At 35.7% G+C, this 12,708-nt stretch carries 10 protein-coding genes; 5 read left to right on the forward strand and 5 right to left on the reverse strand.

The genetic code is table 11. The features are described 5' to 3' along the window. Positions 1–28: 28 nt before the first annotated feature. From EG344_RS19170 to EG344_RS19190, 5 genes are all read left to right on the forward strand, one after another. Positions 29–1,327: a serine hydrolase domain-containing protein gene (locus EG344_RS19170; RefSeq protein ID WP_123910967.1), complete on the forward strand. Its 1,299-nt coding sequence runs from the start codon at positions 29–31 to the stop codon at positions 1,325–1,327. 136 nt (positions 1,328–1,463) lie between these two features. Further along, positions 1,464–1,892 (forward strand): PepSY-like domain-containing protein, encoded by a 429-nt coding sequence (locus tag EG344_RS19175; RefSeq protein ID WP_123910968.1) that lies wholly within the window; start codon positions 1,464–1,466, stop codon positions 1,890–1,892. 906 nt (positions 1,893–2,798) lie between these two features. Next, complete coding sequence (locus EG344_RS19180) at positions 2,799–3,539, forward strand: helix-turn-helix domain-containing protein (RefSeq protein ID WP_228412771.1); 741 nt, start codon at positions 2,799–2,801, stop codon at positions 3,537–3,539. Positions 3,540–3,690: 151 nt separating this feature from the next. Beyond that, the gene (locus tag EG344_RS19185; protein ID WP_123910970.1) at positions 3,691–5,154 is read left to right on the forward strand and encodes a serine hydrolase domain-containing protein; all 1,464 of its coding nucleotides are present in this window, start codon (positions 3,691–3,693) and stop codon (positions 5,152–5,154) included. A 41-nt stretch (positions 5,155–5,195) separates the two neighbouring features. Next, the gene (locus tag EG344_RS19190; protein ID WP_123910971.1) at positions 5,196–5,894 is read left to right on the forward strand and encodes a hypothetical protein; all 699 of its coding nucleotides are present in this window, start codon (positions 5,196–5,198) and stop codon (positions 5,892–5,894) included. 294 nt (positions 5,895–6,188) lie between these two features. Here EG344_RS19190 and EG344_RS19195 read toward each other — a convergent pair whose 3' ends face one another. From EG344_RS19195 to EG344_RS19215, 5 genes are all read right to left on the reverse strand, one after another. Then, entirely contained in the window at positions 6,189–6,884 is a 696-nt protein-coding gene (locus EG344_RS19195; RefSeq protein ID WP_123910972.1) for an ABC transporter ATP-binding protein, read from the reverse strand. Next, on the reverse strand, positions 6,878–8,224 hold the full coding sequence (locus EG344_RS19200; protein ID WP_123910973.1) for a DUF3526 domain-containing protein: 1,347 nt from the start codon (positions 8,222–8,224) through the stop codon (positions 6,878–6,880). The genes EG344_RS19195 and EG344_RS19200 overlap by 7 nt, the downstream gene beginning before the upstream one ends. Beyond that, positions 8,224–9,669 carry an ABC transporter permease gene (locus EG344_RS19205; RefSeq protein WP_123910974.1) on the reverse strand — a complete coding sequence of 482 codons (1,446 nt, stop codon included), beginning with the start codon at positions 9,667–9,669 and terminating at the stop codon, positions 8,224–8,226. The genes EG344_RS19200 and EG344_RS19205 overlap by 1 nt, the downstream gene beginning before the upstream one ends. 3 nt (positions 9,670–9,672) lie before the next feature. Next, the gene (locus EG344_RS19210; protein WP_123910975.1) at positions 9,673–11,988 is read right to left on the reverse strand and encodes a TonB-dependent siderophore receptor; all 2,316 of its coding nucleotides are present in this window, start codon (positions 11,986–11,988) and stop codon (positions 9,673–9,675) included. 140 nt (positions 11,989–12,128) lie between these two features. Continuing rightward, a complete protein-coding gene (locus EG344_RS19215) occupies positions 12,129–12,458 on the reverse strand; it encodes a hypothetical protein (RefSeq protein ID WP_123910976.1) in 330 nt (109 codons plus the stop codon). Between the last annotated feature and the right edge of the window lie 250 nt (positions 12,459–12,708).

A 12,708-nucleotide genomic window follows, 5' to 3' on the forward strand; every position in this document is an offset into this window, starting at 1 on the left:
GCAGTCTAGTAATATCATTAAATCGTCTATGAAGCTAACACTACTAATTCTGTTATTTCCATTTCTCATTTTTGGACAGAAAAATGTATCAGCTAATCTTGAGAAATATATGCAGGCTCAGGTTGAAGTCAACAACTTTAGTGGAACTGTCCTTGTGAAAAAAGACGGTCATGTTTTACTAAAAAAAGCATATGGTTTGGCAGATTATGAATGGAATATTAAAAATACTGTAGATACTAAATTTCAGTTGGCTTCAGTAACCAAACAATTTACTGCAACCGCTATACTTCTGTTGGTTGAAAAAGGGAAACTCTCCCTTGATGATAAACTGAGTAAATTTCTGCCAGATTACCCCAAGGGTGATAGTGTGACGATCCATATGTTGTTATCGCATAGCTCAGGGTTGGCTATGGGCTTTAAAGAAATAGCCTTAAGCACTAAGGATCAAGATTCTGCCTATGCCGAAATAAAGAAAATACCTTATGAATTCTCTCCTGGAATTAAAAGCGGATACAGTAATATTGGCTATTATTTATTGGCTAAGATCATTGAAAAAGTCTCGGGGGAGAAGTATGCAGTTTTCTTAAAGAAAAATATATTTGAAAAAGCCGGGATGAAGAATACAGGAGTCAGTAATAATGATTCTATAGTTTTAAAAAAAGCAAAGGCTTACTATCGGACAGAAAGTGGGCTTATTCATAATCCTTATATCAACTGGCAAATTAATGTAGGTCATGATGGCGTTTATTCTACTGTTGAAGATCTGGCCTTATGGGATAAAGCCTTATATGGAACAGATATTCTTTCCGCGCAGATGAAAAAATTAATGTTTAAACCTTATGGTGATGAAAATTGGGGATATGGATTTATCATCAATCCGTTCTACAATCACGGACATCAATTAATAGCCCATGATGGAGGCTTTTTTGGAACAATGACTTCCTTTAACCGGTTTACAGATGACAATCTTTTTGTGACCGTACTTTCTAATAACGAATCATTTTCCTATATTATAAGTTATGGGCTTTCTGCCATTGCATTGGGAAAAGAGGTGGAGCTTCCTTATAAACACCACCGAATTGAAATAGATCCAAATTTATACAATCAATATGCAGGGAAATATGATAAAATTACCGTATTGAAAATTGATGATAAACTTTATTTTAACGATGTGGAAATGGAACTTATTCCAGAGTCTAAAACCAAATTTTTTAGAAAAGATAATAATGACAGGACAGTAGAATTTATTCCCGATAGTGCGGGGATTTACAACGCTATAATTCTGACAAAAGGTGGGGTGAAAGAGGTTATCAGAAGGAGTAAATAGCCACAATGATCCTGAGGTTTACCAGCTGGCCCAATCAGATACAAATCTATCAGCTTCTTTCAATTTCAAATCTAAAATTCAAAATTTCTACAAAATCATGATGGTTATTTGTACTATAAATTAATAAAATAGTACAATGAAAAAGTTAACATTTCTAGTGGCTGCCTTGGCTGGTATTTCGTTTGTCTGTGCACAGCGAATTCAGGAAAAAGATGTTCCTTCAAACGTAAAAGCTGGATTTCAGAAGCATTTTCCCGAGGCCAAAAACGTAAAATGGGAAAAAGAAGAAGGCAATTATGAAGCCGGATTCAAAGTCCAAAAAGTAGAACATTCCGTTTTGCTGGATGCTTACGGTAATATTGTAGAGAGTGAGGTAACAATAAACAGGAGTGAACTTTCAGCTCCCATAAAAGACTACATCACTAAACATTATCCAGGTAAGAGAATAAAAGAAGCTGCAAAAATTACGGATGCTAAAGGTGTACTGACTTACGAAGCGGAAATAGAGGGAATGGATATTATTTTTGATAAGTCAGGTACATTTATAAAAGAGGTGAAAGACTAATTCGGTTTTGAGGAGAAGACTTCAAAAGAGTTGTATAAATGATTTTTTACTGTAAAAGTTGTTTTAAAGATAGTTCCTGCATGCACGTTGACACAACAAATTTATATTACTCTGAGGATTTTTTGAATAAGATTGAGAAATGAGTTCAAATAAAATGATTTAGTAATTTGTAAAAAAGAAATAAAATAACAACTCGGGCAATTTAAAAAACAGGGTTACTTTAAAAATAAGTAGCGCTGTTTTGCTCTGTATGAACTCCACAAGACGCTCTTTCAAGTATTTTATTGCCGATTTCGAAAATATTTTACATTTATGCTATTGAAAATCATTGATTTGGGATTTATTCGTTCGTTAACGAGCTATTTAATGCACTTTTGATGAAAAAAAATCAAACAAAGTCAATCTAATTTTTATATTTGCATCTGTTGGATTTTTAACTCTGATAAACCTTCAGGATTCCAATGAAAATTTAAAAATAAAACAGCAATAAACAAATAAGAGTAAAGAATGGATAATATTAATTTATTAGTTATTGTAAACATCGTTTCTTTATTCATTTCATTGTTTTTAGCCTTTTTTCTGATTACCCTTAAAACAAAGTACAAAATCAGTAATTGTTTGTTCGCTTTTTTTCTAATATTAAATGCAATAGATATTAGTGAGCCCTTGTTTAACATGGTGGTTGATGGCCCGTCTAATCTGGGAATGTTTAGAACCACCTTCGCATTCCTCCAAATTCCTGTTTTTTATCTTTATATAATATCAGTCTGCTACTCTGATTTTAAGCTAAAGCCAAAGTATTTGCTACATCTGATCCCATTTTTAATGGTTAATTTGGTGTTACTGCCCCGTTTTTATACAGTGGATGCAGCATCTAAAATGAGTTTTATTCAGAATCGTCAAAATATGATAGAGTTCCAGTTCATTCATATTTTAATACATCTTCAGATGGTTCTATATATCATTACTGTTTTTAGAGTACTAACAAAAACAAAGAAACTATATCTTGAAAACTATGCCGGTAAAAACATCAGCTCCTATAATTGGTTATTCCAGTTTACCGTTGTACTGACTATTTTATATGCGGTAGCTTTTTTAAAAAATATTTTAAAATTTTCTGACTATCAACATATTTCGGAATGGATCAAGATCGGACTTTTATCGTCTTCTCTTTTGGTTTTTTGTTGGTATTTATTCAAAGCGTTAAATAACCCTGGCCTTTTTAGAAATATTGATTCGAAACTAAAGCTTGTTTCTGAGATTGTTTCAGAAGAAAAAAGCCGTAAGGAATCAATAGTAGATGAAAGAGAATATAATGAGGAACTTTTGAAGCTAAAAAAATATATGGTTGAGAAAAGACCATATCTTAACTCTTCGCTCACCATTCAGGATGTTTCCAATGATATTGAAATTCCTGTTCGCGATTTATCTCTTTTAATCAATCATCAATTAGGGCAACATTTTTATGATTTTGTGAATGCCTATCGAATAGAAAGTGCTATGGGTATTTTAAAAGATACTTCAAAAAGTAAAGTGACGGTTTTAGAAATTCTATACGAAGTCGGTTTTAATTCAAAATCTTCTTTTAATACTGCTTTTAAAAAACACACAGGCAATACCCCAACGGCTTATCGTAAGGGTGTGTAAAACAGTGTTTTGTAATTATTCGAACTCTTTTTTATAAAGATTCCTACTCATTTTTTATACAAATTCGACCGATTGCTTTTACTCGGTCGCATTGCTTTAATGCCTTCCGCATATTTGTATCGAAATAATTTTTAACATAAAAAACGATACCATGAAAAGCCCCTTTTATTTACTGATTCTTATAGCACTGGTTTCAAGCTGCCAAACAAGTAAAAAAGTTTTTTCGGAAAATAGAGATTACCGTTTTCTTACGGATAGTTTAAGCATTGAATCACAATTAGAAAAGTACAAGCTTCCTGGATTTAGCCTTGTGGTTTTTGAAAATTATAAGATTGTTTATTCAAATCAGGTAGGAGTGAAGTCAATGGATTCTAAAGAAAAATTAGATGTAAACACTGCTTTTTCCACAGCGTCAATCACAAAACCAATCACCGCACTTCTTTGCCATATCCTTGAAGAAAAAGGATTAATTAACCTGGATGAGCCCATTGATAAATCTTTAAAACGCTGGCATTTACCCAAAAGTAAGTTTACTGAAAACAAGAGTCCAACCTGGAGACTATTTTTTAATCATACTTCGGGTACAAATCAAGGTGGATTCTCAGATTATTATAACGGAGATGTTATTCCAACTATAAAACAAAGTCTTTTAGGACAAATACCAAGATATGATAAAGAAATTGAATTCCTGTTTACGCCGGGAACCGGTTTTGAATATAGCGGGGGAGGATATGTAATTGTCCAAATGGCATTAGAAGATACTTTCAATAAGTCTATTGCAGAACTGGCACAGGAACATCTTTTTACCCCTCTTGGTTTGATGAATACCACCATGATACAGCCTAATGAAAAGGGGTTTCTAACAGATGTAGCTTCTGTTCACGATAAAGATGGAAAAGTGATAAAAACAGGCTTACCAATTACGCCACAGATTGGAGCATCAGGAGTATGGTCTACGCCTACAGATCTAGCGAAGCTTTCTATTGAGATACAAAATGCTTTACGCAATAAAAATAATAAAGTCATTTCTCATCAGGTTGCCAAAAGAGTAACGGAAGTAACAGCGTTGAAAGATGCCGTTGGAGGTTGGGGGTATGGCTGGCAAAAGTCTGTTGCTTATAATCACTATGATTGGTTTATGTGTAATGGCTCCAATACGGGAGTTGGGGGAAGTATTTTGGCTACTATGGAAGACGGAAATGGTTTTGTAATTCTTGCGAATGGTGAAAAACCTAATCGTATTCCGGTGATCAACGAAGCCCGCATAAAACTTCTGACTTTAATGAACTGGAATAAGAAAATATCCAATAAAAATATTCAGGAACTTCCTTTGGGTTTAAAAAAACAACTTATCGGAACGTATAACGATTTTCTTTATGGACAGGGAGCAGAAACGAAAATTGTAGAAAAGGATAACCATCTCTATGTTGAGTCTCCATTTTTGGGATATTTTAAAGGAAAAAATGCTAATGAATTGCTGTATATGGGAAATGGGACCTTTACAATTGTAGATTATCCCAACCTATTAAAATTCGATTTCAGCAATGGAAAGGTAAACTCTGTCATCTTAACAAGAGATTCTCTGAAAACGGAAGTTCAAATTATTAAAAAATAGATCTGACAAATAGTAAAAAACAAAACTTAAACCCAACAAGAATGAACCCATTATTTTTAATTCCAGTCGTCATAATAATTGCAGGTATGGTCTTCATGATAATCATAAATAATAAACACAAAGTTGCAAAATCGGAAATTGATTTGGATTCTGAAAGAACTCAATATGACCAATACAAACAAGAGCTTCTGGCTCAGGATTTTTCAAAATTACAAGAATGGATGGAAGATAAACCAATTGATGCATTTACTTCTGCCTCTGTTCCCCAGTCAACAGCCAATAAAGTGCAGGAACTTGTAACTGACGGGATAAAAAATGTAGCATTATCTACGATTGGTGTAAAGCTTAAACGAATTGAAACAGATTGTTTTTGGGTGTTAAGTGGAAACGATCTGCATTTTTTCAGTACCGATACAGTTGGCGGATTAGATGAGCACATTGTATTTGATCATTTTAAAGTTGAAAAAGCTAGCCTTCAATATGGAGGACTTTTGAAATCGCAATTGGGCGTTTATTCAAAATCATCAGAAGAATATTTGCCAAAAACATATATTATCACCTTTGATATTGACGGAAGTTCATTACCCCTTGAAATTCATGATAGACTTAATTATAGAGTGGATCCGGAAGATATGCTCAATTTAAGAAAGCAATTGGAAACAAGAGTGAAATATCAGGTAGTGGGTGAAAAATTTGTAAAAATTTCTCAGGATAAATTCCCTAATCTAAAAATGTTTTAACAGAGGATGGGAATTTTATCAAAATTTTTAAGCTCATTTAAAAGCATACGATTAAATGATAAAATGAGTGGATAGTGCAGATTGTCAATAATTTATTGAACAAAAAGCCCACTCAACAATAAAACAAAGAACTATTTTAAAAACCCGGCAAGTATATTAATGAATGATATAAAAAAGTGGCACCATTTACATTAAAATGATGCCATTTTGCTATTTGCGACCAGATGAGTGTATATTCAAACGCTTTTAGAAATGATTTGATTTCGATTTTTTTATTGAATCAGATGCATTACATCAGATGGTTTGCAAATACAATTCCTGCAATTCCTCAGCAGAAAACGATTTGGACGGAAGATTTTGTACCAGTTCGCCCTGTTTCATAATTCCGATATTCGTAGCAACACTTACAGCATTGAAGATATCATGGGTTGCCATTAAAATAGTTCTTCCTTCGTGGCCCAGCTGTCTTACAATTTCTGTAAATTCAGAAGTGGCAATCGGGTCAAGTCCGCTAGTGGGTTCATCAAGGAGTAATACTTTAGCATCTTTGGCAAGAGCGATAGCAATTCCAACTTTCTGTCGCATTCCCTTTGAATAACCGCCCAATGGCTTGTCATGGGCAATTTCCTGCAACCCGGTACGCTGCAAAAGCGCGGAAAGTTCTTCTTTATTATAATGAAAGCCTGCAATTTTTGAGAAGAAATCAAGATTTTCAATTCCGGTAAGATTTGGATAAAGCAACACTGTCTCAGGAATGTATGCCAGATGTTTTTTGATTTTTTCAGGATGGTCTTTCACTGAAATATCATGGATGAAGGCATCACCGGAAGTCGCTTTAATTAAACCTAAAAGGATATTGATGGTTGTACTTTTTCCTGCACCGTTTTGTCCGAGAAGGGCAAAAATCTCTCCTTTCTGAATTTCGAGATTAAGAGATTGTAAAGCAGTGAAATCATTGTATTTTTTATGAAGATTGATGGTTTTTAACATAGCTTTCTGAATTTATTTTGTGAAAGGATTAACAATAAAGAAATGAGAATGAAGTAGGGAAGGAACACGCTGAAAAGATTAGGTTTCTCAGCACTGATGAAAACCTTTACGGTCTGTTTCGTCCAGTCTATAAGTTTTCCGTTTGCATTTTCAAAAATATAAGGATAAAAATACAGTCTTTGTTTCTCGTGGAAATTTTTCAACCCTTCCGCATAATTCAGCTGATTTTCCATTCCTGTTTTGGCTGCTTTACTTTGAACCAGTTGCGTATGGATATTCGGTAAAATATATCCAAGGTAAATGGATGCGTTATTTCGGTTCTGCATTTTTTCATGATATTGCTTTGAAGATGCAGCTGATTCCACATCTGCCATGTGCTGCATCGCATAATACCAGGTGTAAGAATAGCCGCTGTTTTCCGCAACGGTGTATTGGCTGAATTGCGGATAGATTTTATGAAATTTTTGCATGGTAGGAATTTTCGCTTCATCCCATTTATTGTGATATCCTTCTCGTTGTTCAATTTGGGCCTGCAAACCTTCTTTTACAGGAATCAATTGCTGAATGACCATGTTTCCCGTCATCGGAATTATGAAATTCATACCCATCCAGAAAATCACCAAGGTCAAAGCATTCCACGAAGAAGATTTCTGATATCCAATAATCCATCGGCATAATGCAAACCAGAAAATCAGATAAAGTAAACCTGACAAAGTGAAAATGATGAAAGCAGAATCCAGTGGAATCTTAATGTATAAAACGGCAGCAATTAGTAATAAAAAGTAAACCGAACTTACGGCAAGTAGGCGAATCATTAGTTTAGTATCAATCAGCTTTCTTAAGTTTTGACTTTGCACGGAAAGCAACTTCCAGGTTCCTTTTTCCTGATCTTCGGAAATAATATTGTAACAAAAAGCAATAATTACTAATGGAAAAAGAAATACCAGGACAAAAGAGAAATCGAAATTTCCAACAGCTGCATTCGCAGGATTGAAAAAATCGGAATTGTTTTTCTGTTCTTCCAGATTTCTGATTGTAACCCCTTGAATAGAAGGATTCAAATCTCTCAAGCCGATATTTAAAGCCGCCAGTTTTGGCATTTCATTCACAAGATTGAATTTTACATAATACAGCAAAAGGCCAACGTCTTCGCTGTGTAATGCCACATTTTTATCGAGACTGTTTTTTTGATAGGTTGAACTTTTAGCAATAATTTCTTCGTTTCTGTCCAGAAATTTTTTACCAGTGTACAAAGAGCTCAAACCGGCAAAAATCAGAATTAATAAAGAAATAATATAGGCTTTGTTGCGGTAAAACTGTTGGTATAGATAGTAATTCATTAGATTAATTTTAAATTTTTTACACTTAATTCAACCATCAGAATACAGACAAGAAGCCAGAAAATAATAGCCGCTAATGGAAGAATCTGATGACTCAGACTTTCTTTGATTGAGGTAAATTCATACTGGAAATCCGGAAACTTATGCCAGTTTTCTTTGCCTACCATAGCGGGTTTTTCGTTCTCCTTGGGCTTGATGTTGCTGATGTGTTCAATCTGAAGGTCATTCATTCGCTGAGCGAGTTTATAACGGTATTCTTCCGCTTGATTCTGAAACTGCTGATAGGCAAAATAATCTGTTCCCGAGGCGGTCATCGAAAGATTTTTAATCGCCATCACAGGATTGATGAAACCAAAGATTTCACTCAGTTTTTGCTGTTGATGGTATTGGTCCTGAAGTTTTTTCAAATGATCGACATACAGTTTTGCACTGATTCTTTCTCCTTCTTTCATCACAATTCCTCCATAATTAACAGGAAGCTCGTCGGTGGTTTTCACATTGTATTTTGTCAGCAGAGAATCTTTAATGTGTTTAAAATGCGGATCTTCAGGATTGTGACTGTCACCCACTTTCATCACATCTTCCTCTACCTGAGTTTCAAAGGCAATTCTTGATGGAGTGGGATAGAGATTCTGCGCCACAAACTGAACTCCTTTGGGTAAAAAAATCACCAGCATTAGCCATGAACCAATTAAACCGATTAAAGCGGATGATGAAGCTTTGCTTCTTGCAGAAACTAAAACCGTTAAAGTACAGAAGAAAAAATAATACACCATATACGCCGGAAACAGGAGCAGTATTCGGGAGACAATATCATCAATACGGCTTGATTCTGCCATGATTCCAATGACTAAAACAAAAGGAATCACAGGAATAAGAAACACTAAGGAAAATTGCCAAAGCCCAAGGATTTTACCCCATAAAATAGCTCTTGGCGAGGCTCCCTGAACAGTTAGGATTTTCAATGTGGCCTCTTCTCTTTCCCGGACAATAAGTCCAAAACCGAGAAATAAAATAATCAAAGGAACAATAGCCTGCAGAATAAATGCGGCACTGAATGTTCCGAAACGCACCAGAATTCCTGAACTTCCTGCTTCCGAAAGATTGGCGGTGTTCTGTTTGTGAGCCTCAAGGAAAATGACATTTCCAAGGTAATCGTCCAATCCGTTATCAAAAATGCTTAGAGGATGTCCGATCCTGAAAACGAGATATCCATAATGCGCCATTCTGTGGGGATGTTTATCCGGCCGGTGTTCCCAGTTCTCACGGGTTTCTTTACGATATTCTTTTACTTTCGAATAGGTTTCGCCGTATTTGGTAAACCCGATTCCGAGGCTTAAAAAGCAGAACAGGAGAACCGTAACGGCAATGAGCAGGTTTTGTTTACTTTTAAATAAATCCTGCCGGGTTTTTCTTACAATGAGTTTCAAGTTTGAAAAAGGCATAGTTTAAAATTTATAAGTTGCTGTAAATAAATAATTTCTTGGTGCTCCGGGGAAGAGTCTCAGATAATTCTGGGCTCCTATCCAGTAGGTTGTATTGCTGATATTGTTCACATTCAGAGCTAATTGGAGTTTGGTTTGCGGCACAGAATAATAAATTGCGGCATCCAAAGTAGCATACGCCGGAAGCTCAAAACTTCTGGTGAACCAAGGGATCTTTTTACTTTGGTATAACATTCCCGCACCTATTCCGAAGTCCTTTAAAGCCTGAATATGGGAGAAATTATACCTCGTCCAGATAGTCACTGAATTTTTGGAAGTATTTTCTTTAGCCAAACCAATTAAAGCAGGATTGGAATCATCCAAAACTTTTGCGTCAATATAGCTGTAGCCTGCATATATGTGCCATTGCGGAAGAACGTAGCCTGCCAATTCGGCTTCAAAACCGCGGCTTCTGTCTGCCCCCCGCTGAATCAACTGATCCGGTTCTGCTGGATTATTGGCATTCACCAGGATATTTTTCTGATTAATTTCATAAAAGGAAAAACTCGCATCAATCTTTTTGAAAAGTCTGGTTTTGACTCCTAATTCTTTTAAATCCGAAAGCAAAGGCTTGTATAAGGATGCGGAAATTGCCCCCGTAAAACCTGCCGTCTGTGGCATCAGAGAAATTGTATTTGATTGTGGCTGGTACCCTGTAAGATAGGTTCCGTAGATATTAATGTTTTCGGTAACGCTGTAGGTTAAACCGACCCGGTAGAGCATCTTCTGATTCCTGAAAGAGTTTTCTTCCGCTTTTTTATAGTGGGTAATATCCTGAAACCATTCCTGTCTGAGCCCGGTCAAAAGTTTAAACTTTTTCCATGTCAGTAAATGCTGTACATAGGCTGCGTGAGTAGTTGTTAATGCCGTTGGTAAAGGATTGATGATATTTAAAACGGTATAGCTTTTTCCTTGATGGTTTACTGCACCTGATGTAAGATCAAATGGGCTCACATTGGGTTTGGGAAGTGTAATTCCATTATACATCATTGTCTGATATAAAGCGGCATTGGCGGGATTGTAAGAGGAGCTTACCGTTCCGTCTTTCATCATAAAACCTCTTGCAGCATCTTGTTTCCCACCGCTTTTTTTCTCCCAGATATGGCTGTCATATCCTACTAAAGTCTGATGTTCAACAGCACCTGTTCTGTAAGTGAAATTAAAATAAGCATTTATATTATCTATCGACCAATGCTGAATTCTTTCCATGTACTGCATCATTGCCAGACTCGAAATCTGCTGATTATTGATGTCCGGCACAAATGAGTTTGTGGTTCTGGTCTCATGAATGTCTTCGTCCCAGAACTGCTTCATATAAGACGCATTAAAACTTATATTTTTATTGAAATGATGAGCAAGGCTTCCCATCAGGGTCAGGTCTTTTGTTTTGAAATAATCTCCCGGTGCACCGAGATTTAAACTGATAGGTGTACTGTTGAGGTCGGTTTTTCCGGCAACTGCTCCAAAGATAGGCTGCCCCCTGTCTAGGTTTCCGTTCATTTCGTTGTAGATCATTTCTACATTCACCGAAGTTTTAGCATTAGGGATAAAAGAAATAGAGGGTGCTATCAAAATGCCGTTATTTTTTACATGATCACGAAATGATTTGGCATACTGATGGGCTCCGTTGAAACGGTATAAGAGTGTTTTGGATTTATTCAAAGGTCCGGTAATATCGGCTGAAAGACGATACGTGTCAAAGCTTCCTCCGGATAAACTTACTTCATAATGAGGCGTTAACAATGGTTTTTTAGTCACCATGTTGATGGTTCCTCCCGGATCTACACTGGACATAGTAATACTTGCCGGACCTTTAAAAACTTCTACACGCTCGATATGTGAGGTCATCGGCTGAAGAAAATAATATTGTCTGGTACGCATACCATTGATGATCTGGCCTTCCTCATTTTGGCTGATTCCTCTGATACTGTACTGATTGTAGAAACTTACATTGGAAACCCCTGCCACATTTTTCAGAACATCACCCAGTCTGAATGCCTGCCTATCATTGATAAGTTCCTTGGTAACAGTATTGAGCGTAAGCGGAAGATCTTTGTTTTTCATCGCAACCTTAGTAGCGGCAAATGAATAATCGGAAATGTAACCTTTAGATTTTCTCCCTATGATTTCTACAGTTTGAATGGTTGCAGGAATCGAATCTTTTTCCACTTTCTGAGCACTGATTGCCGTTGAAAATAATATAAAACCTAAACCTGTTAAATGAAAAGTTTTACCGGATATACCATGTATGATTCCGGCTTGATAAGAATTAAATGACATAAATATTGAGTAAGAGGTATGCTTAAATACCAAGTGAATAAAGAATATCTTACTTAAGCTTTAAAATAAAATATCCCAAAAGACTGCTGCTAAAGATCATTAGACCTGCAGGTAAAAGAGTTTAGTATCAAAAACTAAAATTATGAAAGACGGGGAGGAGCTCTTGAAGAGAAATAATCCAGTAAACAACGATAGGTTTTGGCCTTCGGTTGAGGCATCTCGTTATTATTGGTGATGTTAAAAGTGAAATCCTGATTTTGATTTTCCGGAAGGATACTTGTATTCATCTGCAAATGGAGTGCACATTGGCAATCGTCATTTTGAGAAACAGTAGGTACTTTTTCCTTTTTAGAATCTTTTTTATGAAGGGTTTTGGCGGTGGCATGTTTCGCATGCTCAAGACATATGCTTATTCCACTGACGTTCGATAGAAAGATCAGTAACAGAGAAAAGACAAAAAAGGTTTTCAATGTTTTTTGCATAAGAAGCGTCAAAAATAAGGATTAAATTTCATAAAATGAAACTTTGTTGCAATAATAAATAGTAAACAGGCCTAATATAATCATCCAACAGAAGCTTTATGCTTGAAAATTTAATGGGTGCTTTCCATTCAGAGATCTGATGCTTTTAGCTTTGTGGTGTATTCATCAGGATATTTTTTTAATCATTAAGTTGATAAATAGGATTGAAAACTCTTTTTGGATTTATTATTTTTGTCTG

It is taken from the genome of Chryseobacterium sp. G0162 (assembly GCF_003815715.1).
Lineage (GTDB): Bacteria > Bacteroidota > Bacteroidia > Flavobacteriales > Weeksellaceae > Chryseobacterium.